Origin of the sequence: Mesorhizobium sp. KACC 23794, from assembly GCF_052180275.1 — a bacterium.
GTDB lineage: Bacteria > Pseudomonadota > Alphaproteobacteria > Rhizobiales > Rhizobiaceae > Kumtagia.
This window is the reverse complement of the sequence record NZ_CP197465.1, coordinates 6,703,027-6,728,351: the sequence shown is the minus strand read 5'-3', so window position 1 is coordinate 6,728,351 and position 25,325 is coordinate 6,703,027. Positions and strand designations below refer to the sequence as shown.

The following is a 25,325-nucleotide window of genomic DNA, read 5'->3' as shown; positions in this document are numbered from 1 at the left end:
GCGATTCTGATGTGATGTAGGCCTGCTGCGCGGTGACCTGATGGGCTCGTCGCCAGAGTGACCGGGCGACGATCTTGGCAGGGTGGGTGCTTTTTTACGCCAGTCGTGTGGCGATGCGCCGGATTCCTGGACCGGAAATGCGGCAGGACATCACAAGGTCTCGATCCGTCTGCCGGAGGGAGAGATCACGCCCACCTCGCTCGCCGAACTCGCATCTCAGTTCCGCAAGGCCCATCTCTTTCAGTGCGGCCATAACAATACGGAGGGCCGAATCGAACTCGTCTCGCTCGCGCTCGAAGCCTACGGCCGTATGGGACACACGCGATCTGCGCGCGCAGTTCACTTCGGCGCGTGCCGGTCGCGTCCGTTTCCGCCAACTGGCGAAGACGTATAGTTCCGAAGGCCTGCGAGCCGTTCTGTCCGGCCTGATCGATTGCACGGCGAGGCGCGTGCGCGCCGAACTCGCGAACCTGCCGGGTGGCAGGTAGAGCGCGGAAGGCGCCATCGACGACAACGGGATCACGCCCTGCGCCCGTGTCCGCTATGTCGTCGATGTGACGTTGCAAGGCGACGCAATCACCTTCGACTTTTCTCCTGGCGACAAGCAGATGCCGGGCGGCATGAACATGCCCTGGGCGTCCTTGCGGTCGGCGGTGCAGTACGCAATCACATGCATCCTTCCCAACGACATTCCCGTCAACGAGGGCGTCATGGAGGCGGTGATGATCGTCGCCCCGTGGGCGGGGCGGTGATCCCGCTCATGCCGCGGCTGTCGGCAAGCGCCACATCGCCTGCGAGCGTCTGTGTGACGTGCTCGTCAATGCGATGGGCCAGATCGCACCGGAGCGCGGCTCCCAGAGCCCGTTCAGACTCCCACGAACTCGCCGTACTGCCGATCGTAATAGAGCAACGGCTTCTCATCAGAGCCAGTTGCGACCTGGCTCTCCACCACCTTGCCGAACAGAACCGTATGAGAACCGACTTCGACAGCGCTCTCCAACTCGCAGTCCAGAGCAGACAGAGCGCTCTCCAATACGGGCGCTCCTGTGCCGAGCGTCGTCCAGCCACTCCCGTCGAACCGGCTATCGCGCGTCTCAGACGAGGAGAACTTTCGGGATAGATCGAGATGCCGGTAGCCGAGGAAATTCACGCAGAAGTTGCGGCTTTCGATCAGGTCTTTGTGCATCGTGGCGGTGCGATTAACGCAGACGAGGATTGTCGGTGGGTCGGCCGTCACGGAAGATACTGCCGTCGCAAGCATGCCTTGGCGCCGCCCATCCAATCCCTTCGTAGTCACCAGAGAAACGCCGCTGGCCAGATGCCGCATCGCATCGCGGAACTCGGCTACCGGAGGTGTCGCGTCGATCGGCGCTGCCGTTCGATTACCGGCGACCTTCAGAAACTGCTTCATCGTCAAGCTCCGCAGGAATTGCCTAGCATGAGGAACTCAAACCACCGTCGACGTAGATCACTTGTCCGGTAACGTAGTCGGAGGCACGGGACGCAAGGAAGACGGCAGCGCCGCCGAGATCCTGCGGATCGCCCCATCGCGCTGCCGGAACGCGCGCGACGCGGGCTTGATAGAGCGCGGTATCGTCCATGATCGCGCGGTTCATTTCGGTGACGAAATAACCGGGACCGATGCCATTCACCTGCACATTGTACTTTGCCACCTCGGTAGAGAGCGCCCGCGTCATCATCTTCAGGCCACCACCCTTGGAGGTCGAATAGGGCACGATTAACGGGCGGCCCAGTTCGCCGACGACGGACACGACGTTGATTATCTTGCCAGCACGGCGCTCAATCATCCCGAGAAGCACGGCGCGCGTGGAGAGAAACGGCCCTTTGAGATTTACAGCCATTACTTCGTCCCACGCGGCCTCGCTCACATCGGAGAATTCCGCCCGATGCGAGATACCGGCGTTATTGACGAGGATGTCGATGTGCCCAACAGCATCCATTGTGGCGGCGACAGCGCGTGCATTGGTGATATCGCAGAGTTTGATTGAGGCCGCACTCCCGGCATCCGCGATAGCCTTGCCGGTTTCCTCCAGCGGGTCGCTATTGCGTCCGACAAGGACTATTCGCGCTCCCGCTGCCGACAAGGCCTTCGCGATCGCGGCTCCGAGCCCGCGACCCGCTCCGCTGACGACGGCGGTCTTGCCTTCCTGACTGAACAGGCGGTTCATCCCATCCTCAATGAAAGGTCCGGCCGCCATCGATGGCAAGCGTCGCGCCGGTGACGTAGGATGCGTCCTTCGACAGGAGATAGACGATCGAGGCGGCGATCTCCTCCGGTTTGCCCCAGCGCTTCAGTGCATACCGGTCGAGCGGCACGGGGGGCCGTCTTCGGGCGCCTTTTTCAGCCCCGCGTTCATCGGCGTATCGATCAGGCCCGGACAGATGCAGTTCACGCGTATATCCGGCGCGAGCTCGGCAGCGAGTGCCTTGCTAAGGCTCAGTACGCCGCCCTTGGAGGCAGCATAGGCCGATGAGCCCGCGATCGGCATCAAGGCCTGCGCCGAAGCGATGTTGACGATCGAGGCGTCGGACGTGGCCCGCAGATGAGACACTGCGGCCTGGCTGACCAAGAAGGTACCGGTCAGGTTGACATCGATAACCTTGCGCCATGTGTCGAGCGCCATCTTTGTGATCGGGCCGAGCGCAACGACGCCAGCCGAAGTCACCAGCCCATCGAGCCCGCCAAGCGCCTCTGCAGCCGACTCAAACGCGCGCTTGACACCCTCGGGGTCAGTCACGTCGACCCGCTCCGAATGACCGGTGACCGGCAGGCTTGCAGCCAAAGCCGCGGCACCCTCTCCATCGCGGTCGAAGCAAGCGACTTTCGCCCCCTCAGATGCCGCCAGCCTTGCAACCGCGGCGCCGATGCCCGACGCAGCACCGGTAACGACAATGCGCCGTCCCTCAAGCCTTGCAACCATGATCAAGCCAGCCCGTTCGCGGCGACAGTCTGCTTCCAGCCGTCCAGAATCGGTACGGCGACGTCCTGCATCGCGATCGTATCGACGAAGATGTGCTGCGTGGCCGCGGACATGTCGAGCATGCAACGGCCGAGATCGCTCGGATTGCGCAGGGAGTCCGACCCGCCCATCGTGTAGCAGAAGCGGACGACGTCGGCCGCGACCCTGTGAACGTATATGACGTTCTGGCGGAAGCGCGCGCGCATCGCAGGCGTCAATTCGTTGCCCGCTTCGAGATAGTCCTGCGTCTGATCGTAGAGTTCCATCGTGAAGGCGCGGGCGGCGCGGTAAGCGGCTTCATGGTAGGCAAAGTCGTGACGGAAAACCTGTTGCTCGCCGAGCACCGTTTGGTAGGCCGGGCGCTTCTTGGCGAAGGCAATCTTGGTGATCTCCTCCAGCGCGCGCTTCATCAGGCCGAGCGCGACGCCAGTGTGGCCGGCGCAGGCCAAGCCAGCGATACCTATATCGTAGAGCCGCCAGTCGCGCAGGCCGTGATTTATGCTGCGCTCATGGTGGAACCCTTTGGGGACATCCACATCGGTCAGCGTGTAGTCGACGCTGCCAGTGCCCTGCAGGCCGAGCACATCCCAGTTTACGTCGAACTCCGCTTTCTCCTTCGGCAGCCAGCAGACACAAACCTGCGGGGTTCCGTCCGGGAGCTTTCTGATGAGCTTGTCGTCCAGGACGAACATTCCGGAACCAAGCCAGGTCGCGTGGAGGGATCCGCTCCCAAACCGGTACTTTCCGCTTCCCTTAAGGCCGTCAGACGTTTCGACGCTTGTACCCCCCGGGCCGAGCATGCCGGCCATGATTGGCATCTCCGATCCCCCATAGATCGTTGCCAAAGCCTCGTCGCTCACGAATGCCGTCGCGGCGGCAGTTCCCGTCGCATTAGCCATTAACGACCAACCGGCCGAGGCATCGGCGGAAGAAATCTCCTCCCACGCCTCCATGCATTCGCTTATGCGCGCCTGTGAGCCGCCCAAGCTTTTCGGCACGAGCATCCAGAACATGCCCTGTTCCTTCATCGCCGCGACGACCTTCGGAGTCATCGTGCCGATGCGCTCGGATTCGAGGGCTTCAGCGCGAACCAGTGGCGCGATCCTCCGAGCCCGCTCGGGGATGCTTTCGGTGGCGCTCTTCCAGTCGTTGTTCTGTATGTTCATTGCTCTTCCCTGAACGGCAATTCGCCGGCGCCCATTTGGAACGCCACTTTCTCCTCACCCGTCGCCACAATTTACGGGACAGCTTCTTTCGACGCCAATGCCGTCTGGTCTTGCCGTCGATACCTTCAAAGTATCAAGCTAACCCATGCCCGTTTCGAACAGTTGCTCGACCTGATCGGCATCACCCGACAAACGTTCCACCAGGTCGACGAGCCGCGAAAGGGCGGGGTTCAGGTTGGACTTGAGCCACGCGAGTTCCAGCGCCACCGGCATCGACAGATCTGCGAGCGGGCGCAGGACGACGCCTTGAGTTGGTGGAACGCGACACGACGAATTGACAAAGGAAAGGCCCATTCCGGCGGAAACGAGATTGAGCAACGTGTTCTCGTTGTCGGCGAACTGCGCGACCCGTGGGAAGACGCCCGCCTTCTTCATCGCAGCACACAGCTTCTCGTGCGTCAGCCCGTTGTTGCGAGGATTGGGCATGATCAACGGCTGGCCAGCAAGATCGGCAAGCGTCAGCGTCGGTTTGCGAAGAAGCGAATGTTCCTTCGGAAGCACCAGGACGAAATCGTCCTGCCCCACGATCAACGCTTCGAAATCGCTTCGCTCGCTGGCGTGACGAAAGAGGAAGCCGGCATCAATCTCCGAATTGCGCAACGACTCGACCTGACGCTGGGACATCATGACGTGGAGCTGGAGGTTGATGCCGGGATAGGTTTCGCGGAATTCCTTGAGGAAGCGTGGAAACTCCCGCCTGCGCCCCGCGATCTCGTTGAATGCGAGATGCAGCGTGCCGACTTGACCTTGCGATACCCGCTGTGCTTGCAGGCGCGCAGCCTCCATGCGCTCGAGAATATCGCGGCAGTCCTCGAGAAAGGATCGGCCCGCCGCGGTGAGCGCCAAGCCCCTCGGCTGCCGGTCGAGCAGCGCGACGCCGACCTCTTCCTCGAGATCCCGTATCTGCCGCCACAGTGCTGGCTGGGATATATGCAGCCGATCACTTGCGCGGTGGAAATTAAGTTCCTCCGCGACGGCAACGAAATAGCGCATCTGGCGCGTCTGCAGCATTTAATTCGAACGGCCCAATACCTAACGAGCATCGAACGCTATCATTAAAGGTATTCGCGTGCGGCATCTCCTTCGCGCAATAAGCGACCTACCAAAAATCGCATGCAAGGGAGGAAACATGACCGGGCGATTGGCAGGCAGAAGGATCGTGATCACCGGCGCGGGGTCCGGCATTGGGCGAGCGGCTGCACAGGTGTTCGTACGCGAAGGCGCCAAGCTCGCGCTGTTCGACCGCGACGAAGCGGCTGCGAAAGCTACGGCGGCCGAAACCGGCGGCGCAGCGATACAGGTCGATGTCTCAGACGCGGGGGGTGTCGAGAAGGCGTTGAAGGTAGCGAACGAAGCTCTGGGTGGCATCGACGGTCTGCTCAACTCGGCAGGTATCCTGTCCTCGAAATCATTCGGCTCGATCGAACCGGACCATTGGCGCAAGGTCATCGATGTCAATCTCACGGGCACCTTCCTCGTCTGCCAAGCTGCGCTTCCCTATCTGCGGGAGGCGCCGAACGCGGCCATCGTGAACATCGCGTCGGGACAAGCCTTGTTGCCGTCGCTGACAGGGTCTGCATATGCCGCATCTAAGGCCGGCGTGATGATGTTCACCAAGTGCCTCGCCATGGAACTCGCGCCGGGCATCCGAGCCAATGAGATCTGTCCGGGCGCCACCGCGACGCCGATGACGGACAACGAGGTCCCGCCAGAAGACACCGAGCGCCGTCGGAAGCTCGAAAGCGCTTACGCGATGAAGCGGCTCTGCGTTCCGGAGGATATCGCCAATGGAATCCTATACCTTATGTCGAACGAGGCTTCGGCGGTCACCGGCATTGCGCTCGCCGTGGACAACGGCCGCACCTACCACTGATTGGAATCAGAAGTGCGCGGTCATCCGCGCACTTCTCTCAGCCAATCCACCATAATCCCGTTGAACTCTTCGTCGAACTCGACATTCGGGAAATGATAGCCGTCCTTGATCTCGACATAGCGCGCGCCCTTGATCTTCGAGGCAATCTGCTGGCCGTCGGACGGAGGCGTCGAGAGGTCCTCGGTACCCACCAGCACCAGCGTCGGGATGTCGACGGTCTGTAGCCGGTCCACGACGTCATGCGTCATGCAGGCGTGCATGCAGCCGAAATATCCACCGAGAGACGTGCCGAGGAAGGTATCGCGCAAAGCCTCCCAGCGCTTCGGGCGACGGGCGCGATAATTCGGGCCGTAGCGGCGCTCCATGTTCGCCGCGACGATGCTTTCGAGCGTGCCGGAGGCTTTCACGGTCGCCAAACGGTTGAGCATCAGTTCGGTGTCGCCCTGCCATTTGGCGGCGGTGCAGCAAGCCATCAGTGAGGCCAACCGGCCGGGATAGTCGGCCGCGATCACCTGCCCGATCATGCCGCCCATGGACAGGCCGATGAGATGCACGCCGCTGTTGAAATCGAGCGCGTCGAGCAGCGAGACGACATCAGCCGCCAGTTCTTCCATGGAATAGTTGCCCTTGGTCGGCGTACTGCCGCCATGGCCGCGCATATCCACGCGCAGAACCTGGAAATCCTCTGCCAGGATGGCGGGCACCTGCTCCGCCCACATGCCGAAGTCGGATGTCAGCGAATGCGTCATGCAGACGACTGGAGCGTCGGTCGGTCCGATCAGGTCGTAATTGACGAAAGACTTGCCGGTGTTGTGGAGCATCTGATCCTCCTCAGTAGAAGATGCGGCCGCCGTTCACCACCAACAACTGGCCGGTGATGCAGCGGGCCTCCTGGCTGGCAAGGAAGGTGATCGCGTTGGCGATGTCCTCCGGCTCGGCGAAATGGCCGATCGGGATTTCCTTCAGCGCCTGCTCATAGGTTTCCTTCGGAAGCTGTTTCGGGCCGCGCGTATTGGTTACGCCCGTCGCGACCGCATTGACGTTGATACCGAACGGCGCGAGCTCGCGCGCAAGGCCACGCGTGAAGCCGGTCACGCCATTCTTGCGCGAGTATAACGCCTCGGCGGACGATCTGACGGCCGTGACCTTCTCGGCGGACATTCCGGAAGTCCGGCTGTTCATGTCCTATGCCCAGACGCTTTCCGAGGTCGTTGCCAACCTTTCCGCCCAGACCGCGAACAGCGCGGTGAATGTCCTGTTCGACATGTTAAAGGTCGCGATGCTCGCCGGGCAGGAGGGCTCTGTCGGCGCCAGTTCCGTTCGAACCGCGCATGCGCAGCGTGCGCTGCGGATCATCGAAGAGCGATATCGCGATCCAAATTTCGGCATTGGCGAGCTTGCAAAGGAGTTCGGGTGCACGCCGCGCTATCTCCAGCAGATATTCCAGGATCGGCGGCAGGCCGTGTCGGAGGTCATACGTTCGCGTCGCCTGACTGCCGCAAAGCGCCTGCTGCAGGATTCCTGGCTGAACGGCCTCAGCATTTCCCAAGTGGCTTACCGATCCGGCTTCAACAACCCCAATCACTTCTCGAAGATATTCCTGGAGCATTTCGGTCTACGGCCCGCCGATGTCAGGAACGATGCTCGCACCAGGGCCACGAAGTAATCGCAAGGAACATCCAGTTCGCTGCGTGAGGCATATTTGTTCGCGCCGGCTCTGTACCAATATCCGATGTCGGATGTCGCTGAGATGGCTTGATATATAATCCGCTTCGCAAGAAATGGTGAATCCAGAAAGGTATAAATCGTGAAGAACGTCGTCGTAACAGATACAGTATTTCCAAGTCTTTCTCTAACTCAGGATATCCTCGCTGGCGTGGCGCGGCTGACTGTTGCTCCTGCAGGCGACCGCTCCGCGCTGCTTGGGCTTGTCCGCACTGCGGACGCGGTGCTCAATTGCTATGCTCCGGTCGATGCCGAGCTCATCGCCGCGATGGGGAACTGCCGAATCATCGCGCGATCCGGGATCGGAGCCGACACGATCGACATTGCGGCGGCCAGTGCCCGAAGCATCAAGGTCACTAATGTTCCCGACTATTGCGTGCAAGAGGTGGCGGACCATGCGGCCGCGCTGATGCTGGCGCTGATGCGGGGCATCCATGTCGGCGCTATGCAGACAGCCGGCGGAACATGGAGCCTGGACCTACTTCGTCCCCTTCACCGCATCCAGGGCAAGGTTCTCGGCCTGGTGGGGCTCGGCAGGATTGGTTCGGCGCTGGCCGACAGGGCGAGGGCGTTCGGCATGAAGATCCGCTTCTACGACCCGCATTTTCACGGCGAGACGCCTGCTGGCGTGGTTCGTGACGCCGAACTCGCGTCCCTGCTCGAACAGTCAGACGTGCTGTCCCTGCATGCACCGCTCGGCCCCTCGACGCGTCATCTCATCAATGGTGAGAGCCTGTCGCTCATGCGCCCGGGCGTGATCATCATCAACACGTCCCGCGGCGGTCTGATCGACACCGATGAGCTGCTTGGCGCGCTGGAAGGCGGCAAGCTGGGCGGGCTTGGGCTCGACGTGCTGGAAGTGGAGGCGGGCCATGCCTCGGCGCGCTTTGCACCCTATCCGAACGCGATCGTCACTCCGCACGCCGCGTTCTATTCGGAAGCGGCGATGGTCGAGTTGCAGACGAAGTGTTCGGAGGACATCCGTCGGGTCCTTGCTGGCGAAGAGCCGCGCTACTGGCTCAACCGCGCAGCAGCCGCCTGATCGAAAAAGCCGGGACGTCAGCCTGCGCGGGAGATGATCCCGCGCGGGCGCAGCACCAGAATAGCGATCATGGCGATGCCAAGCGTGACTTCCGCCATGCCCGGCGCGAGGGCGATGTCCAATCCACCGAGATCAAAGCCCTTCTCCATCCGCTTGAATGCGAAGATGGCGATGGAGACCGCGGCGGATCCGATGACCGCGCCCTGTAGGCTTGCCGCGCCACCGATCATCAGCATTGCGAGCGCGATGAAGGTGGTGTCCAGGTAGAACATGTCCACCGTGAGCATGCCGAGGAATTGGCTGTAGATACCGCCTGCCAGCCCGGCGACGGCTCCGCTCAGCGTGAAGGCCAGAAGCCGGTTGCGGATGACGTCGATGCCGCAGGACCGAGCGGCGACCTCGTCTTCCCGGGACGCTCTCAGCCTGATCCCCCAGCGCGACCGGCCGTGCAGCCAGGCCGCGATGAGAGCGAGAGCCACCCCGCCTAGGCCGGTGGCCGCGTCGAGGCGCACGGGGTTTCCGACGAGCGAACTCTGTCCCGCTGTCCAGCCGGACGCTTGCCGGAAGAGCGTAAACAGCGCCATGAACAGCGCGAAGGATGCGATGGACGCGCCGATGCCCGAAAGCCGGCAAATTACCAGGCCTGAGGCGAAGGCAAGGATCGTGGCCGCCCCGCTTCCGAGTGCAATCGCAAGGACCGGACCGGACGAGCTCTGCGCAAGGAACCACGGCAGGCCCTTGAGGAAGAGATCCTTCATAACCGGGTCCACGGTAAGCCAGGCCGCTACATAGGCGCCAACCATCATCAAGCCGACATGCACGAAGGAAACGACCCCCGAATTGCCGGTGAAGATGAACAGGCTGATCACAAGGATCAGGCGGATTTCCGCCTCGACGATGGTCTGGAGCAGGACGCGGTCGCCGCTGAGAGTCGCGCCGGCGATGAGCGCGACCGCCGCAAGCCCGAGCGCGGCAGAGACAAGCAGGCGCGGTGAGCTGAGAGCCATCATGTCATACCCTTTCCTTGAGATGGCGAGACGGGAACAGCCCGTTGGGGCGGAACGCCAGGATGGCGAAGACGACGGCGAAGACGAACACGTCGCGGAAGGGGCGCAGGTTCTCCGGCAGGAATGTCTGGAAAAGCACAGTCATTGCGCCGGCCGCGAACCCCCCTGCGACCGCGCCGGTGAGGTTGCCCAGGCCGCCGATGACCGTTCCGACAAAGGCGAACAGCATCAGCGAAACACCCATGCGGTGTTCGAGAACGCCGGTCTGGATCACCAGCAGCAGTGATGCCGCCACCGCGAGCACGGCGGTGACGGCCATGGCCGCCATCATGACGCGGGAAGCCCAGACCCCCAGCATGCGTGCCATCGTCGGCGCTTCTGCCGCGGCCCGCATCGCGATGCCGATCGAGGTGCTACGCAGGCACCAGCTTATCCCCAGCATCAGGATGGTGGTGACCGCGATCGTCACGAGCTGCAACATCGGCACGCGGGCGATGCCGAGGATGTCGACTGCGCCGTTGAGTTCGGGCAGCAGGTTGATCGTCCGCGGACGACTTCCGTAAAGCAGCAGCAGTGCGTTCTGCAGCGCATAGCTGAGCGCGAAGGAGGCGACCATAAGGATCGGGGGCTGCGCCTCGCGCAGGGCGCGAAACACCAGCAGGTAGGACAGGATCGAGATGCCGACGGCGAGCACAAGCAGCGCCGGGATCATCAACGCCAGAGGCAGCGCAGCAAGGAAAGGCGTCGTGGCGGTCAGCGTGCCTGGCAAGATCAGTGCGTAGGCTGCGCAGGAAATGAAGTCGCCATGGGCGAAGTTCACCAGCCGCAGGACACCGAACAGCAGGCCGATCCCCAGAGCTGACAGGGCGTAGAAGCTGCCGAGGCACAGCGTGTCGAAAAGGCTTTGGACCAACAGGCTCATGCGGCGCCTTCCGTCTGCGTCATGCCGAAATAGGTCTCACCAGCGCCATTGGCGGCGGCAGCGCCATGAGCGGCAGCTACTGGCTCGACACCGTGCCCGACCTGTCCGGCCACTACATTCCTGAGCATGCCTCGATCCACGGCGACGATCCGCGCCCGGAGGTCAACGAGTTCAACCGGCGCTACAAGGAGCGCTTCGGCGAGCAGCCGCCTTCGTCCTATGCCTATCCAGGCTATCTGGTGATCCAGATGTGGGCTCTCGCGGCGGAGCGGGCCGGCACGCTCGAAACGGACGCGGTGATCGCCGAACTCGAGAAGTTCAAGGACGAACCTTTGCTGATCGGCTCGCGCACCTTTACCAGCGATCTGCATCACCAGAACTACGCGCCTTACGCGATCATCGGCGTGGAGGAGGGCAAACCGAAATACTCGGGCAGCTTCACCATCTCCGAGCCTGTCCCGATGGATGTGCTCCTAGGCAAGCGCTACGTGCATCTCAACCCTTGACCATGGCCCGCGGGCCTCCCCTGGGGCCGGCCCTTCTCTCAAGCATGGAACATCATCATGTCCAGGACAGACAACGCGGCCGCCGTGCTGCAGATCATGAATTTGAAGAACCGTTACATGGAGCTCTGCGATATCGGCTACCCGTCGAAGCCGCTTGGAGCGCTGTTCGTCGAGGACGGCGTGTGGACGAGCCCTGCCTTCGGTACCTATGAGGGTCGGAACGAGGTCGAACGTTTCTTCGAAAACATCTCGTCCAGCATCGTGTTCGCCGCCCATCTGCCGCTGAACCCGATCATCGAGGTGGCGGAGAACGGGCTATCAGCGAACGGTCGCTGGCGTATCCTCATGCCGTTCACCCGCATCGACGGCGGGCAGCGCCAGGCGCGTTGGATCCTTGGCGACTATGCCGAGGACTACGTACTGCGGAACGGCGTCTGGATGTTCCGGCGCATCGACTTCTTCGTCAATTTCGACGCGCCGCACGAGGGAACCTGGGCCGGCGTGGAACGCATTCGTCCTGATGCCGTCTCCGGTCGATGACTCAGCGTCGGCTTCCTGGGCGGGAGCGAAGCAGTTGGATGGGCTGGTCGTGATTCTGCACCAAGTGGCACGTCCTGACAACAATTGCGCGGCACCTTTGCACTGCGGGGTTGGAGCGCCTACGAGAAAGCAAGCGAACCGATCGCCAAGAGCTACGTTCCCGCGCTTTGGCTGTTGTCGCGGAGCTACGACGTGAAGGAGGCGGCGGCGCTGCTGTCCTTCGCCACGTCCTGGGTACGCAGCCTGGTCAAGCGCTACAACGAGTGTGGCCTGGAGCGGCTTTGCGACCAGAGCTTCCACAACGGCGCCGAGTCGAGCCTTCCCACCCAGTAGTCATTTCCAATGACAACGTGCGTGGAAATGACACTTAGGCGCTTCGGAATGAAATTGTGACATCAACTGCCAAATCCATAGCCGCAGAATCGACATCGGTCCTGAACCCGGCTTTCTCGATGTGACGAACCAGTCGTTCACTCGCCACATTGCCGGCAGCGCCTGGCGCATAGGGGCAGCCGCCCAGCCCGCCTATGGCGCTGTCGAAAATGCGAACGCCGCGCCCGAGCGCGACATCGACATTCGCCAGAGCCTGCCCCGACGTGTCGTGGAAATGGCAGGCCAGTTGCGCAACCGGAACCGATGTCAGCACCTCGGCCAGCATGGCGTCGACTCTGTCCGGCGTCGCCCGGCCTATCGTGTCGGCCACAGCGATTTCCGCGCAGCCGAGATCAAGCAATTGTTCCGATACCCACCGCGCCGCGGATGGCTGGATTGCGTCCTCATAGGGACATTCGACGGCACAGGACACATAGCCGCGCACGCTTAGGCCGTGCGTGCGCGCCAAGGCCAGCACAGGTTTGAAGCGCTGCATGCTCTCGGAGATGGTGCAGTTCGTGTTCTTGCGGGCGAAGGTCTCCGACGCGCTGGCGAATACGGCGAGTTCCTGCGCGCCGGCCTCAATCGCGGCCCGCGCGCCCTGCTCGTTGGGGACGAGCGCCGAAAGCGTCAGACCGGGCCTCGGCGGGATGCCGCGCATGACGGCATCATGGTCGGCCATCTGCGGTACCCACTTGGGCGAGACGAACGCGGTCGCCTCGATCCTTCTGAAGCCCGCCCGCGCCAGAAGCTCGATCAGGACCAGTTTGTCTCCGGTCGAGACGATGCGTTTTTCATTTTGCAGCCCGTCGCGCGGTCCGACCTCGACGATGGTGACCTTCTCGCCAGCCATCAATGCACGGCCGCGTACATGATCTTCTCCTCGCTCGCCTCGTCGATCGACATCTCCTCGACGATGCGGCCCTGCTTGGCGACAAGGATACGGTCGGAGATGGCGAGAATTTCGGGAAGATAGGAGGAGATAACCACCACCGCCGCGCCGGCATCGGCCAGTTGCTGGATGATGGTGTGGATTTCGGCGATGGCCCCGACATCGACGCCGCGCGTCGGCTCGTCGAAGATGATCAGTTCTGGATTCTGGATCAGGCTCTTGGCGATCACAACCTTCTGCTGGTTGCCGCCCGAGAGTTCGACCACATTGGGATTTGGCCGGATCGTGCGGATCTTCAGCTTCTCGACCCAGTCCGCTGCGGCTTCCCTGGCCTGCGCCATGCTGACCACTGAAGCCGGATTCGCATCGACCGAAAGCTTGCCCAGAAAGATGTTCTGGGAAATGCCCAGCGTGTCGAACAGCCCGTCGAGCTTGCGATCCTCGGTCACATAGGCGATCCGTTTGTTGACGGCGTTTCGCGGCACCTTGAAGCGCACGCTTTCGTCATTCAACCTGATGCGGCCGCCATGGAAGAAGTCCCGCTTCAGCACGCCCGCGGCGATCTTCATCATTTCGGTGCGCCCGGCGCCGACAAGGCCGAACATTCCGGTCACTTGGCCGGCGAAGACCGACATGGTGGCGCTGCGCACGGCCTTGCCCATGGAGACGTTCTCCAGCGCCAGCACCTTGCGCCCGATCGGCCTTGGCTTGCGGGCCTGCGCCTTGCCGTAGAGCTCGTCCTTCAACTGGCGGCCGACCATGGCCTGGATGATACGGTCGCGGGTGAAATTCCTCGTCTCATCAGTGACGATCAGTTCGCCGTCGCGCAGCACGCTGATGCGGTCCGCGATCGACAGTGCTTCCTCCAGCGCATGCGAAATGAAGATGATCGAGCAGCCATCGGCCTTCAGGCGTTCGACCAGGGTGAAGAAATGCTGCTTTTCCTCCGGCGTCAGCGTGGCGGTCGGTTCATCGAAGATGAAGATGCGGGCGCGGTGCTGCACGGCGCGGGCGATCTCTACCATCTGTTTCTTGGCCGCGCCCAGCGAGGAGACCAGTGCGGTCGGCTCGACATGGAAGCTCAGCCGCTGCAATTGCTGCTGGGCGCGGATGTTGACGCCTCGCAGCCGGTTGAAGAAGCTTTCCTCGCCAAGGAACAGGTTCTGCGCCACCGTCATCGACGGAACGAGGTTGGTTTCCTGGAAAACCATGGCGACGCCGTTGGCCAGCGCGTTAGCCGGCGAGGCGAACTTTTGCGCCACGCCCTCGACCAGCATTTCGCCCGATGTCAGCGGATAGAGGCCGGCCAGCACCTTGGTCAGCGTCGACTTGCCGGCGCCGTTCTCGCCAAGCAGCGCATGCACTTCGCCCGTGCGCAGGGTGAAGTTCACGTTCTTGAACGCCGCCACACTACGGAAGGATTTGGTGGCGTTCCGGAATTCGACGACGTCGCTCATGCCGGTTCACCCGCGCCGACGGCCATGTCGAGCAGCGTGCCGCTGCCGCGCGAGGCCGCGTAGAGCCGCCCGCCGAATTCGGCGACGGAGGCGATGCCGTGCATGCGGCCGTCGGCGCGCGAGTGCAGGCTGCCGAGCGGTTGCATGGCGCGGTCGAGGCGTACGACCATGCCGTAGGACCGCGACGGCGCCCATGGCTTCATGATCCCCATCTGCCGCACGGAGCCTGCCTGCAACGGCTGCTCGCCGCCGCCGATGTCGGCGAAGTCGGGTCCGATCCAGGCTTCGGGCGGGATCGTCGCCATCATCTCACGGCGGTAATCGTCCTCGCTGAGCACGAATTCGGTCAGTTGCCGGCGCGGCGCGAACAGCGCCAGCCAGAAGCCGCCATCCGAAGCCGGCGCCAGACGGGCGGGATAGGCTGGAAGGTCGCCGAGCACGATTCCGGCTGGAGGCCTGGTCCGTACCGGCGGCGTCGCGATGCGATGCCGCCAGCTTTCGCTGACCGCCAGCCTGCCGTCGGCCATAGCGGCAAGGCCGTAGGGGAAGGCCAGGCCTTCCGACACGATGTCGATCTTTTCAGTCGAAATCTGGCAGCGCAGCACCGCGCCGCTCGCGCCGTGGCTCATCAAGTCGCGCTTCCAGTCCGACGCGGCATGCCGGCGCGAGCCGATCGCCAGATGCAGGATATCCTTGCCGTCGAACAGGCCGGCCGTCACGCAGCGCACGCAATCGGCTGGAAGATCGAGACGATGCCAGACGCCTGCGTCGAGCAGTTCGACGCCGGAACCTTCCACGCCGACCGCCAATCTGCCCGACGAATCGGCGGCGGCCATGGTGATTGCGCCGTCGAATTGCCGGACAGGCTCGGCGCGGCGGGATGTCAGGTCGATCGCGAACAGGGTGTCGCCGCTGCTGCAATAGAGGCCGTCGGCGGTGGCGGCGAGATTGTCGATCTGTGGCAATTCCAGCAAGGCCTCGGCGCTGTCGAGCAGCGTGTTGGCCTTGAAGACGCCGTCCATGGCCGGAACGCTGAGTGCATCCTCGTTGCCGCGACCGAACAGGGTGGTGATGTTGGAGAGAAAGCCCATCAGTCCCTGCCCCAATAGTCGCGGCGCGCTGTCCATTCCGGATCGGCGTCGGGCAATCGGATCCGGCCGATGCGGTTGTTGGAAACGCCGCCGAGATAGAGATAGCCCTTGTGCTCGCAGGTCGAGGTAATCGACGGGTGGTTCTCGCCCTTTTGGTCCCACAGGACGTGCCGTACCGCACCGTCCTCGGCGATCTGCACGACGCAGCCACGGTTGACGTTCGGAAACAGCCATTCGTCGGAAGCGATGCGGCGCGCCATGCGGCGGCGGAAGGCCGGCTTGCGCATGGCGAGGTCGAAGGTTTTCGTTCGCAAGCCGAGCAACGCGATCCAGTAGGTGCCGTTGGAACCGCGATTGATGTTGTCCGGATAGCCGGGCAGGTTGTCCACGAAGACTTCCCTTCGGCCCTTCTTCGGGCCGTCGAACCAGTAGCGCGATATGCGGCAGGCCCAGGTTTCGGCAAACAGCAGCGATTGGCCGTCACGGCACAGGGTGATGCCGTTGGCAAAGATCAGGCCACGCAGCGCCGTGCGTGTCTTGCCGGTCGCCGGGTCGTGGCAGATCAGCCGGCCGTTGCCGCGCCCCTCCAGCGCATCGACCACCCAGTCGGCCATCTCGTAGCGGATTGTTGCTTCGCTGAAGAAGATGCGCCCGTCGGGCGCGACGTCGAGGTCGTCGGGCAGGCGCAGCCGGGAATCGTCGATCACCGAGAGCCAGCTCCGGTTGGTCTCGTCCGTCACCTTGGAAACCGTACCGTCGGGGCTGACCCTGTAGACGCCCATGCCGCCCACGCAGCTCAAAAGGTCACCATTCTGGGCGAAGCTCAGGCCCAGCGGATGGCCGCCAATGCGCGCGAAGATTTCGCTTCTCTGATAGTCGGGCGCAAAAAACCGCACGATCGTGCCGTGCCGCGTGCCGGTGTAGAGATGGTCGTTCCTGTCCAGCACGACGTCTTCCGGTCCTTCCACCTCGCCAAGCCCGATCAGTTCGACATCGCCCAGCCGGTCGTTGAGGTCAAAGGCGCCCACGTTCGCCGCTGTCTGATCGGTCAATGCCAGAAAGGTCGGCGAGACATAGACCTTGCTCAGGATCTTGCCGCGGTTCTTCACCCATTTCGCGTCGAACAGCACGGCGACGATGAGGATCAGACCAAGCAGCAGTTGGTTGACGGAGCCCGGCGTCGATAGGCGGATCAGGCCGTTGGTCAGGACCAGCACCAGCACCGCGCCTATGATGGCGTTGCCGACCGAGCCGCGCCCGCCGCCGAGCGAGACGCCGCCCAGCACCACGGCCGTCAGCACCGAGATTTCCAACCCGATGCCGGTGTCGGCGCCGGTGCTGCCCAGCCGCGACGAGAACAGGAAGGCGGCGATCGCCGTCAGCAGGCCGGAGGAGACATAGGCCATGCAGACGGTGCGCTTGACGTTGATGCCGGCATTGTAGGCGGATTTTCGCGCCCCGCCGACAGCCCGCAGTCGCCAGCCGGGCCTGAGCCGCGACAGGGTGATGTGGGTTGCGAGCGCGATCATCGCGAAGATCAGGAAGGAGATCGGAAAGCCGTAAAAATCGCCGAAGCCAAGCGTGTCCCAAAGCGGCGAATCCGGCGTGTTGCCGACGATGGCGCTTGCCAGGCGCGGGAAGACGATATCGTAGATTGCGCGGTAGATCACCAACGTCACCAGCGTGGTGATGAAGGCGCGCAGCCTTAGATAGCCGATCAGCACGCCGTTCAGCAGTCCGCAGGCCAGGCCGGTGCTCAGCGTCAGGCCGAGGGCGGCTGCGAACGGCAGGCCCAGCACGTTCATGCCGGTCAGCGCCGCCAGCACGCAGAGCGCGAACATCGATCCGACCGAGAGATCGATGCCGCCCGACATGATGACCAGCGTCAGCGCCAATGCGACCAGGCCGAATTCGGCCAGTTGCCGCGACAGGTCGCCGAGATAGCCCGCGCTCAGCAGCCCCGGTATCAAAAAACTCATGACGGCGATTGTCGCCAAAAGCGCGATCACCGGGATCGTCGAATCGATCCAGCTCTTGGAAAGAATTTCTCCGGCCAGCCGGCCGGAGAAATATCTGTAGCGCAATTGCGTCAGCGCATTGCTGTCTGCCATGACCTCGAGTGCCTATTTCAGATCGTCGAGCGTCCAACAGTTACGCTGGTTGACGTTGGCCTTGGTGATCATGGTGAGGGGATTGAAATACATCGCCTTGACCTCGCCGGCCGGGCCCTCCGACATCAGCAGTCGGGTGATCTCCTGGTTGAGCAGGTCGCCCTGGAGCGGCACGTTGTAGCTGATGTAGAGATTGAACAGGCCCTTCTCGACGTTCTCGCAGCCGACCTTGTTGCCGCCGCCGCTGGTGACGAGGAACACCTGGTCGCTCTTGCCGGCTTCCTTGATCGCCGATGCGGTTCCCGTGTCCTGATTGTCCCAGATGCCGATGCCGCCGCACAGGTCGGGATGCTGCTGCAGAACCGTCGCCATGATCGAGCGCGCCTTCTCGGGATTGTACTCGGTGGCCTGCTGCGAGACGACCTGGATGTCGGGATGCTCGTTCAGCACCTTGTAGATACCGTCGAGCTGGAAGACGTCGGATGCGGCGGTCGGCACGCCGGTGTCGATAGCGACCTTGGTCGAGATGCCCTTGCCCTTGTCGCATTTGTCGACGATGGCCTCGGCCGCCTTCTTGCCGATCTCGGTCCAGTCGGCGCCGACATAGGAATCGGTCGTGGTGTTGGATTCGAGGTTGATCTGCACGACCTTGATGCCGGCCGCCTGCGCCTGCTTCAGAAGCCGGGCGTAGGACTGGATGTCCGGATTATGGATGACCAGAAGGTCGGGCTTTTCGGTGATCAGCGACTGAATTGCCTTGGTGCCGGCGTCGGTGCTCCACGCCGGGTCGCGGATTTCGAAACTGTAGCCGAGGCGCGCCGCCTGCTTCTTCATCTGCGCGGCCCAGCCTTCGGTCAGGTCGAAGCCCATGGACAGGGGCACGAACACGACCTTCTTGTCTTTCAGCGCGGCGTTGAACGCTGTGCTTCTTAGATTTTCCAATCCCTTGTCCTGTGCGCCGGCAAACGACAGGCTGGCCGCCAGCACAGCCGACGCCAAAGCAAGCTTTCTCAGAAATGCGGTTCTCATGTTTTCCTCCCGATTTTGAACGATGAATTGACTGCTAGAGATCCCCTTGCTGCGACGTTTGCTCGTCGCGTGGATTGATCAGCGAATCGACCACGATGGCCAGAAGCAGCACCACGCCCTTGACGAGGTTCTGGATCGTGTAGTCGATGTTCATGATGGTCATACCGTTGAGCAGGATGCCGACGAAGACGGTGCCCAGGATGACGTTGCGAACGCTGCCGTGGCCGCCATTGAGGCCGATGCCGCCGAGTACCACGACCAGCAGGATGTCGTAGATCATGGTCGAATTGAACAGCCGCGCATTGATCGCCGCTGCCGACGAGGCGAGGATCAGCCCGGCCAGATAGGCGATGAAGGCGCTGGCGGCGTATTGCGCTACGGTCATCGGGCGGAAAGGCATGCCGGTCACGCGCGCCGCGTTCGGGTTGTTGCCCATCGCATAGACCATCCAGCCGAAGCGCGTGTGTCGCAGCACGAACTGGAACAGACCGCACAAAACCGCGAAGGCGACGACCGTGACCGGAATGCCCAGAACGCTGCCCTGTCCGATCAAGCTGAACCAGTCGGTGTCCGGCGGCACGTTCTGCATTTCCAGCGTGAAGAAGAATGTCCTTCCGGTGCCGTAGATCACCGATCCCGCGGCCAGCGTGGCGAAGATCGGCGGCACCTCGCCGAAGGCGATCAGCGCGCCGATCAGCATGCCGGCAACCAGCGCGAAGGCGGCGCCGATCAGCAGCGCGACCTCGAACGGATAGCCCGCCCGCGTGATGACGAAAGCCCAGGACACCGATACGACCAAGATGGCGATCATCGAGACGTCGATGCCGCGCGCGATGACCACCAGCGCCATGCCGAGCGCCAGAATGCCGAGGATCGACACGCTGCGCACCAGCACCAGCAGGTTGCCCGCGTTGAAAAAGCCCGGAAGCAGTACCGAGAACACGATGAAGGCCAGAACCGCCAGCGCCAGAACGATGCCTTCCTGACTGCGCAGCAGGCGCAGATGGAAAGGCTGGCGGACTTCCTCAGTGGCGGAAACGGGCTGGGTCATTGTCTCAGCCCCTGCCGCCGCGCATCTCTTCGAGCAGGTCCTTGGCGCGGTCGACGCGCACGTCGTGGCTCGCCGCCAGCGCGCCGGCGACTGTCTCGATCTCGTCGCCGGTCGCGCCCGCGACGATGGCGATGTTGCGGGCGTGCAGCGCCATATGGCCTTTCTGGATGCCTTCGGTCGCCAGAGCGCGCAGCGCAGCCATGTTCTGCGCGAGACCGACGGCGACGGCGACCTCGGCCAGTTCCTGCGCACTCCGCACGCCCAGGATTTTCAAGGCGGCGCGCGCGGTCGGATGCGTCTTGGTGGCGCCGCCGACCAGTCCGAGCGCCATCGGCATTTCCAGTGTGCCGACGAGATTGCCCTCGCGGTCGATCTCCCAGTTGGACAGCGAGGTGTAGCGGCCGGACCGCGACGCCCAGACATGCGCGCCCGCCTCGATCGCCCGCCAATCGTTGCCGGTCGCCACCACGATCGGGTCGACGCCGTTCATGATGCCCTTGTTGTGGGTCGCGGCCCGGTAGGGGTCGACGATGGCGAAGGCACAGGCCTCGACGATGCCGCGGGCGATGCGCTCGCCGTCGTAATTCTCGGTCTTCAGTGCCGCGGGCGGAACGCTGACCATTGCGCGTGCGCGGCGCAGATCGGCATAGTTGGACAGGATGCGCAGCCGGACCACGCCGCCGGTTATCTTTTCTATAATCGGCGCGACGGTCTCGGCCATGGTGTTGACCGTGTTCGCGCCCATCGCGTCGCGCACGTCGACCAGCAGATGGACCGCCAGCATCGGGCCAACCGGCGTTTTGTCGAAGACATGCACCTCGATGCCTCGGCAGCCGCCCCCCAGTGATATCAGGACCTTGTCCCTGGCGTTCGCCGCGGCGACGATGGCGTCCTGCTCCTTCAGCACACGGGCGCGTGCGCCATGCGGGTCGCCGATTTCCAGCACCTGCACCTGCGCCCGCATGATCGGGTCGCTGCTCGATGTCCGGAAGCCACCATGCGGGCGGGCGATGCGCGCCATATAGGAGGCTGCCGCGACCACGGACGGCTCCTCGACGGCCATGGGGATCAGATAGTCACGCCCGTTGATCGTGAAATTGGTGGCGATGCCGATCGGCAGCTCGAACGTGCCGATGACGTTCTCGATCATGCCGTTGGCCAGCGCCAGCGGCAGCCCGCCGCGGCCGAAGGCCTCGCGCTCGGCGTCGTCGAGTGACGCCGAAGCCGCGACCTTGTCCAGTCTTTCGGCAGGCGAAAGATTGCGCAGGCCCTCCAGACGCGAACTGATCGCTGGACGCGCTGTGTCTTCCTCCAAGCCGGTCAAGGCTGCCTCCCTGCATTTCCTCTTGAAACATAGATGACCTCTTCAGTACCCTTATGAAAAGGTACAGTTTTGAATTATTGTCCAAAACCGTACCCATGGGAGGATTGATGGGCGGTGGACGGAACGGCAGGCCCGCGACGCTGGCCGATGGCGTGGTCCGCAGGCTGCAAGGCGAGATCGCCGGCGGCGTGCTTGTCCCCGGCAGCCGCCTGTGGTCGATCCGCAAGGCGGCGGCGGAATTCGGTGTTTCGAAGAACACAATCGTCGAGGCCTATGACCGGCTGGTGGCGTCGGGCCATATCGTGGCTAAGCCCGGCTCCGGTTTCCTGGTGGCGTCGCTTGGCGAGTCCGCCAGCGCCTATCGGCCGAAGCATGTCGCGGAAGCCGTCGATGTCGCTTCGCTGCTCAACGCCCAGCTCGAGCAGAGTTTTCAGATCCGCGTCGGCGACGGCCGCCCGCCCCCGGCCTGGACCGAGCAGTCCGAAATCAGGCGGCACCTCGGCGCGCATGGCGGGGCGATGGCCGTGGACGGCGACGCCTATGGTTCTGCGCTCGGCTTCCTGCCGCTGAGGCAGCAACTGGTGCGCCGCCTCGCCGCCCAGCGGATCGAGGCGCGCGAGGAGAACATCCTACTGACCTTCGGCGCCAATCATGCGCTCGATCTCATCATCCGCGCCATGCTGTCGCCCGGCGACACGGTGCTTGTCGACGAGCCCGGCTACTATCCGCTGTTTGCCAAACTGACGCTGGCGCAAGTGCGCATGGTTGGTGTCAATCGCACTCCGGACGGGCCGAGTCCCGAGGATTTCGCCGCCAAGGTCGCGGCGGAACGGCCAAAACTGTTCTTCACGCAATCACTGGGCCACAATCCGACCGGAAGCTCCATCACGACGCCGGTGGCGCACGCGATTCTGACGGCTGCCGACAGGCACGGCCTTACCGTGGTCGAAGACGACCCGTTTGCGGACCTGCCCGGCGTGCCGGGCAACCGCCTGGCGACCCTCGACCAGTTGAAGAATGTGATCTCTATCGGCACATTTTCCAAGACATTGTCGGCGAGCCTGCGCTCCGGCTTTATCGCCACCCGCAGCGACCGCATCGCCGCGCTGGCCGAACTGAAGATGCTGACGACGGTCAACAGTTCCGGCCATGTCGAGCGGCTGCTGCATCGCGTACTCGCCGACGGTCACTACGACCGGCACCTGAAGCGTCTGGCGCAGCGTATCGCGGTGGCGTCCGATGGTGTCCGTTCGAAACTTCGGCAAGCGGGTTATAACGTGTTCTGCGACGCGGCAGACGGTTACTATCTCTATCTCATGCTCCCGAACGGCGCCGACGACATCGAGTTGGCGCGGGAAGGCGCGAAGGAGAGCATTTTCATCGCGCCCGGCAGCGTGTTCTGCGTCGACAAAAAGACCACGCTGGCCAAGGGCATACGCATCAATGTCTCGCGCGCGGAAGATGTGCGTTTTTACGAATTCCTGCTGCGCTGCCTGGCCTAAGCAAAGTTGCGATGTCTAGGCGACGGATTTGGATGATGGTTCCTTGGTCTTGGATGATTGGGAGGAAGGGTGATGGCAGGCAAATCTCCGTTGACGGCGACTGCGGAGCAGCGGCCGCTCAGTTTCCGACGCCCGCGATCAGCGACGCCACGTCGCCGCGCCGGAAGCCGAAGCCCGTTGCCTGCGCGGCGGCTTCCACCATCGCGTCGACTTCGGCGGGCGTTTTGCGCGAGGCCTGGAAGATCGGGCCGCCGCGAAATTTCGAGAAGCCGAAGCCGTTGACCAGCACGAGATCGATCTCGGCGGCAGAGCGCGCGATGCCTTCCGCCAGCAGAAGCGCGGCTTCGTTGAGGATCGTGCCGAGCACGCGGCCCTGCATCTCCGCCTTGGCGAATGCCTTCTGCGGTCGGCCTTGTTTGCGTGACTCGGCCTGAACGAGTTCGGTGACGACCGGGTCTACAGCACCTCGGCCCGACCCCGCCGAATAGTCGTACCAGCCGGCGCCCGTCTTGCGGCCAAGCCGCCCCATCTCGCAAATCTGGTCCGCTATGCCGACATAGCGCTCGCGCGGGTCGCGGGTGGCGGCCTTTCGCTTGCGCATCGCCCAGGCGATGTCGAGGCCGGACAGGTCTGACACCGCGAATGGTCCCATGGAGAAACCCAGATCTTCCATGGCCGTGTCGAGTTCCCGCGGCAGGGCGCCTTCCTCCAGCATGAACTCGCATTGCGCGCGGTATTTCGCGTAGATGCGGTTGCCGATGAAGCCTTCGCAGACACCGGCGATGATCGGCAGCTTGCCGATGGTCTTGGCCAGCCAGACGCCGGTCGCCAGTGCCGCCGGATCGCTTTTTGCGCCGCGCACGACTTCGAGCAGGCGCATGCGGTGCACCGGCGCGAAGAAATGCAGCCCGATAACGTCTTGCGGCCGGTTCGTCGCCTCGGCCAGTTGGTCGAGATCGAGATAGGACGTGTTGGTGGCGATGACCGCGTCCGCGCGGACCGTCGTGGCAAGACGCTGCAGCACACCGGTCTTGACCTGCATATCCTCGAACACCGCCTCGATGATGAGATCGACGCCGGCAAGTGCCGCGATGTCGTTGGCATAAGCGACATGCCCGGCAGCCTCTTCGGCCGAGGCAGCCTTCAATTTTCCGACGCGGTGCAGATCGGTAAGGGCCGCCGTTACGCGGCCCTTACCGGCTTCGAGCGATGCCGCGCTGGCGTCGACCAGGATGACGTCCAGACTCGCCGCCGCACAGACGGCGGCGATGCCGGCGCCCATCGTGCCAGCGCCGACGACGCCGACAGTCTTGACCGCCCGCGCCTTGGCGCTGCCGTCGAGTTTGCCCGCCTGGCGTTCGGCGAAGAAATTGTAGCGAAGTGCGGCCGCCTCCTCGCTGTTGCGCAGCCGCTGGAAGGTCGCGCGTTCCTCCGCCAATGCCTCGCGCACCGGCAGTACGGCGGCGTTCTTCACCGCCTTGACAGCTTCGGCCACTGCCTCGCGTCCGCGTCCTGATTTCAGCGCGTTCTGTTCGGCTGCGGCAATCGTCTCCTCCGGTTCATACGGCACCGAGAGTTCGGCCACGACCCGCTTGCCGGAGAGCGCCCGGACAAACTCCGCAGCGCCGTCGCGCAGGGACGTTCCCTCGACGACATGGTCGATGATGCCAAGCTTTGCCGCTTCGCGCGCGCCGATGCGGCGGCCGGATGTGACCAGATCCAGCGCCTTGGCAATGCCGGTCAGGCGTGGCAGCCTCTGGGTGCCGCCGGCGCCTGGGATCATGCCGAGTGTCACCTCCGGCAGGCCGACGATGGCGTCGGCAAGCGCGATGCGCGCGTCGCAGGCGAGCGCGAGTTCCAATCCGCCGCCGAGCGCGGCCCCATGGATGGCGGCGGCTATCGGCTTCGGGCAGGCTTCGATCGCCGCCAGCACCGTCGGCAGTTCGGGCGGCGGTAGCGCGCGCCCGAACTCCTTTATGTCGGAGCCGGCGACGAAGGTGCTTCCCGCCCCGATGATGATGCCGGCCTTGATGTTCGGATCGGCCGACATGCCTTCGATCGCGTCAAGCAGACCGGACCGGACCGCGACGGAACTCGCATTGACCGGCGGATTGTCGATGACGATGAAAGCGAGATCGCCGTCGGTTTCGAGGCGGACCGCGGATGGTTCGCCGGCTGCGCCGGAGTTCTGCGAGGGGCTGCTGTCGATCATGGTCATGCTTGCGGTCTGCCTTTTGGGAATCTGGATAAAGGACGTCTGGGTGGTTGGAGCCTATCGGCCGTCTTTATAGTCGACCTTGCGCTCCTCCACGAATGCCGTCTGCATTTCCCTAGTCTCGTCGGTCTTGGACAGATCGTGGGTGATGGTCTGTTCATACCGATAGGCATTGTGTGAGGGAAGCCTTCAGCGATCTGGAACCCACGCTTGATCGCGACGCAGCCGCGCGGGTTCTTTGCCGCGATTTCCCGCGCGATGGTCGTCGCCTCGTTCATCAGTTCGGCGCGCGGCGCGCGGGCGCTGACGACGCCCAGCCGGTGCAGTTCCGCCGCCGGGATCTTGCGCCCGGCGAAATAGATCAGCCGCGACCATGACCGGCCGAAATGATCCATGATTAGTTTTACCCCGCCGGCACCGCGAATCCACAAGCCGGCAACGGTGTTCCCCGAGAAATTG

Annotated in this window: 27 protein-coding genes; 8 read left to right on the top strand and 19 right to left on the bottom strand. The window is 63.3% G+C overall.

The annotated features are described in order from the left end of the window. Positions 1–503: 503 nt before the first annotated feature. Positions 504–752 carry a hydantoinase B/oxoprolinase family protein gene (locus ACSBOB_RS32590; protein ID WP_442583907.1) on the top strand — a complete coding sequence of 83 codons (249 nt, stop codon included), beginning with the start codon at positions 504–506 and terminating at the stop codon, positions 750–752. Positions 753–865: 113 nt separating this feature from the next. On the opposite strand, the gene ACSBOB_RS32585 is transcribed toward ACSBOB_RS32590, so the two are convergent. The 6 genes from ACSBOB_RS32585 to ACSBOB_RS32560 all read right to left on the bottom strand — a co-directional run bounded on the left by ACSBOB_RS32585 (position 866) and on the right by ACSBOB_RS32560 (position 5,200). Further along, on the bottom strand, positions 866–1,411 hold the full coding sequence (locus ACSBOB_RS32585) for a flavin reductase family protein (RefSeq protein ID WP_442580143.1): 546 nt from the start codon (positions 1,409–1,411) through the stop codon (positions 866–868). A 22-nt stretch (positions 1,412–1,433) separates the two neighbouring features. Next, positions 1,434–2,189, bottom strand: a complete 756-nt coding sequence (locus ACSBOB_RS32580) for an SDR family oxidoreductase (protein WP_442580142.1) — start codon at positions 2,187–2,189, stop codon at positions 1,434–1,436. 7 nt (positions 2,190–2,196) lie between these two features. Next, positions 2,197–2,337: an SDR family oxidoreductase gene (locus tag ACSBOB_RS32575; RefSeq protein ID WP_442580141.1), complete on the bottom strand. Its 141-nt coding sequence runs from the start codon at positions 2,335–2,337 to the stop codon at positions 2,197–2,199. After that, a complete protein-coding gene (locus tag ACSBOB_RS32570; RefSeq protein WP_442583906.1) occupies positions 2,313–2,942 on the bottom strand; it encodes an SDR family NAD(P)-dependent oxidoreductase in 630 nt (209 codons plus the stop codon). Before ACSBOB_RS32570 ends, ACSBOB_RS32575 begins: the two co-directional genes overlap by 25 nt. A 2-nt stretch (positions 2,943–2,944) precedes the next feature. Beyond that, positions 2,945–4,033, bottom strand: coding sequence for an acyl-CoA dehydrogenase family protein (locus tag ACSBOB_RS32565; protein WP_442580140.1), 1,089 nt, complete (start codon positions 4,031–4,033; stop codon positions 2,945–2,947). Positions 4,034–4,285: 252 nt separating this feature from the next. Further along, positions 4,286–5,200 carry a LysR substrate-binding domain-containing protein gene (locus ACSBOB_RS32560; RefSeq protein WP_442580139.1) on the bottom strand — a complete coding sequence of 305 codons (915 nt, stop codon included), beginning with the start codon at positions 5,198–5,200 and terminating at the stop codon, positions 4,286–4,288. Between the two features lie 136 nt (positions 5,201–5,336). Here ACSBOB_RS32560 and ACSBOB_RS32555 point away from each other — a divergent pair, with 136 nt between their 5' ends. Next, complete coding sequence (locus ACSBOB_RS32555) at positions 5,337–6,080, top strand: SDR family NAD(P)-dependent oxidoreductase (protein WP_442580138.1); 744 nt, start codon at positions 5,337–5,339, stop codon at positions 6,078–6,080. Positions 6,081–6,100: 20 nt separating this feature from the next. Here ACSBOB_RS32555 and ACSBOB_RS32550 read toward each other — a convergent pair whose 3' ends face one another. Further along, positions 6,101–6,901, bottom strand: coding sequence for an alpha/beta fold hydrolase (locus ACSBOB_RS32550; protein ID WP_442580137.1), 801 nt, complete (start codon positions 6,899–6,901; stop codon positions 6,101–6,103). Between the two features lie 10 nt (positions 6,902–6,911). After that, positions 6,912–7,175, bottom strand: coding sequence for an SDR family oxidoreductase (locus ACSBOB_RS32545; RefSeq protein ID WP_442580136.1), 264 nt, complete (start codon positions 7,173–7,175; stop codon positions 6,912–6,914). Between ACSBOB_RS32545 and ACSBOB_RS32540 the strand changes: the two genes are divergently transcribed. Together ACSBOB_RS32540 and ACSBOB_RS32535 are read left to right on the top strand one after the other, a co-directional pair. Then, positions 7,162–7,746 (top strand): helix-turn-helix transcriptional regulator, encoded by a 585-nt coding sequence (locus ACSBOB_RS32540; protein WP_442580135.1) that lies wholly within the window; start codon positions 7,162–7,164, stop codon positions 7,744–7,746. The genes ACSBOB_RS32545 and ACSBOB_RS32540 overlap by 14 nt on opposite strands. A gap of 141 nt (positions 7,747–7,887) precedes the next feature. Next, the gene (locus ACSBOB_RS32535) at positions 7,888–8,847 is read left to right on the top strand and encodes a C-terminal binding protein (RefSeq protein ID WP_442580134.1); all 960 of its coding nucleotides are present in this window, start codon (positions 7,888–7,890) and stop codon (positions 8,845–8,847) included. Positions 8,848–8,864: 17 nt separating this feature from the next. Here ACSBOB_RS32535 and ACSBOB_RS32530 read toward each other — a convergent pair whose 3' ends face one another. Together ACSBOB_RS32530 and ACSBOB_RS32525 are read right to left on the bottom strand one after the other, a co-directional pair. After that, entirely contained in the window at positions 8,865–9,857 is a 993-nt protein-coding gene (locus tag ACSBOB_RS32530) for a branched-chain amino acid ABC transporter permease (protein ID WP_442580133.1), read from the bottom strand. 1 nt (position 9,858) lies between these two features. Continuing rightward, positions 9,859–10,776 carry a branched-chain amino acid ABC transporter permease gene (locus tag ACSBOB_RS32525; protein ID WP_442580132.1) on the bottom strand — a complete coding sequence of 306 codons (918 nt, stop codon included), beginning with the start codon at positions 10,774–10,776 and terminating at the stop codon, positions 9,859–9,861. Positions 10,777–10,841: 65 nt separating this feature from the next. Between ACSBOB_RS32525 and ACSBOB_RS32520 the strand changes: the two genes are divergently transcribed. The 3 genes from ACSBOB_RS32520 to ACSBOB_RS32510 all read left to right on the top strand — a co-directional run bounded on the left by ACSBOB_RS32520 (position 10,842) and on the right by ACSBOB_RS32510 (position 12,155). Further along, the gene (locus ACSBOB_RS32520) at positions 10,842–11,282 is read left to right on the top strand and encodes an ABC transporter substrate-binding protein (RefSeq protein WP_442580131.1); all 441 of its coding nucleotides are present in this window, start codon (positions 10,842–10,844) and stop codon (positions 11,280–11,282) included. 57 nt (positions 11,283–11,339) lie between these two features. Then, the gene (locus tag ACSBOB_RS32515; protein WP_442580130.1) at positions 11,340–11,822 is read left to right on the top strand and encodes a nuclear transport factor 2 family protein; all 483 of its coding nucleotides are present in this window, start codon (positions 11,340–11,342) and stop codon (positions 11,820–11,822) included. Positions 11,823–11,996: 174 nt separating this feature from the next. Further along, a complete protein-coding gene (locus tag ACSBOB_RS32510; RefSeq protein WP_442580129.1) occupies positions 11,997–12,155 on the top strand; it encodes a hypothetical protein in 159 nt (52 codons plus the stop codon). Positions 12,156–12,189: 34 nt separating this feature from the next. Here ACSBOB_RS32510 and ACSBOB_RS32505 read toward each other — a convergent pair whose 3' ends face one another. From ACSBOB_RS32505 to ACSBOB_RS32475, 7 genes are read right to left on the bottom strand one after another with little or no spacing between them, the layout of a single operon-like run. After that, positions 12,190–13,047 (bottom strand): hydroxymethylglutaryl-CoA lyase, encoded by an 858-nt coding sequence (locus tag ACSBOB_RS32505; RefSeq protein ID WP_442580128.1) that lies wholly within the window; start codon positions 13,045–13,047, stop codon positions 12,190–12,192. After that, positions 13,047–14,543 carry a sugar ABC transporter ATP-binding protein gene (locus ACSBOB_RS32500; RefSeq protein WP_442580127.1) on the bottom strand — a complete coding sequence of 499 codons (1,497 nt, stop codon included), beginning with the start codon at positions 14,541–14,543 and terminating at the stop codon, positions 13,047–13,049. The genes ACSBOB_RS32505 and ACSBOB_RS32500 overlap by 1 nt, the downstream gene beginning before the upstream one ends. Beyond that, a complete protein-coding gene (locus ACSBOB_RS32495) occupies positions 14,540–15,634 on the bottom strand; it encodes a hypothetical protein (protein WP_442580126.1) in 1,095 nt (364 codons plus the stop codon). The genes ACSBOB_RS32500 and ACSBOB_RS32495 overlap by 4 nt, the downstream gene beginning before the upstream one ends. Beyond that, on the bottom strand, positions 15,634–17,745 hold the full coding sequence (locus ACSBOB_RS32490) for an ABC transporter permease (protein WP_442580125.1): 2,112 nt from the start codon (positions 17,743–17,745) through the stop codon (positions 15,634–15,636). The genes ACSBOB_RS32495 and ACSBOB_RS32490 overlap by 1 nt, the downstream gene beginning before the upstream one ends. 12 nt (positions 17,746–17,757) lie before the next feature. After that, positions 17,758–18,774, bottom strand: a complete 1,017-nt coding sequence (locus ACSBOB_RS32485; RefSeq protein WP_442580124.1) for a sugar ABC transporter substrate-binding protein — start codon at positions 18,772–18,774, stop codon at positions 17,758–17,760. Positions 18,775–18,808: 34 nt separating this feature from the next. Then, positions 18,809–19,825 (bottom strand): ABC transporter permease, encoded by a 1,017-nt coding sequence (locus tag ACSBOB_RS32480; protein ID WP_442580123.1) that lies wholly within the window; start codon positions 19,823–19,825, stop codon positions 18,809–18,811. A 4-nt stretch (positions 19,826–19,829) separates the two neighbouring features. Further along, positions 19,830–21,149 (bottom strand): hydroxymethylglutaryl-CoA reductase, degradative, encoded by a 1,320-nt coding sequence (locus ACSBOB_RS32475; RefSeq protein ID WP_442580122.1) that lies wholly within the window; start codon positions 21,147–21,149, stop codon positions 19,830–19,832. Between the two features lie 107 nt (positions 21,150–21,256). Between ACSBOB_RS32475 and ACSBOB_RS32470 the strand changes: the two genes are divergently transcribed. After that, a complete protein-coding gene (locus ACSBOB_RS32470) occupies positions 21,257–22,651 on the top strand; it encodes an aminotransferase-like domain-containing protein (RefSeq protein WP_442580121.1) in 1,395 nt (464 codons plus the stop codon). 118 nt (positions 22,652–22,769) lie between these two features. Here the strand turns inward: ACSBOB_RS32470 and ACSBOB_RS32465 are convergent, their stop codons facing one another. Beyond that, positions 22,770–24,869: a 3-hydroxyacyl-CoA dehydrogenase NAD-binding domain-containing protein gene (locus tag ACSBOB_RS32465; protein WP_442580120.1), complete on the bottom strand. Its 2,100-nt coding sequence runs from the start codon at positions 24,867–24,869 to the stop codon at positions 22,770–22,772. Beyond that, complete coding sequence (locus ACSBOB_RS32460) at positions 24,866–25,261, bottom strand: hypothetical protein (protein WP_442580119.1); 396 nt, start codon at positions 25,259–25,261, stop codon at positions 24,866–24,868. Before ACSBOB_RS32460 ends, ACSBOB_RS32465 begins: the two co-directional genes overlap by 4 nt. Positions 25,262–25,325 lie beyond the last annotated feature (64 nt).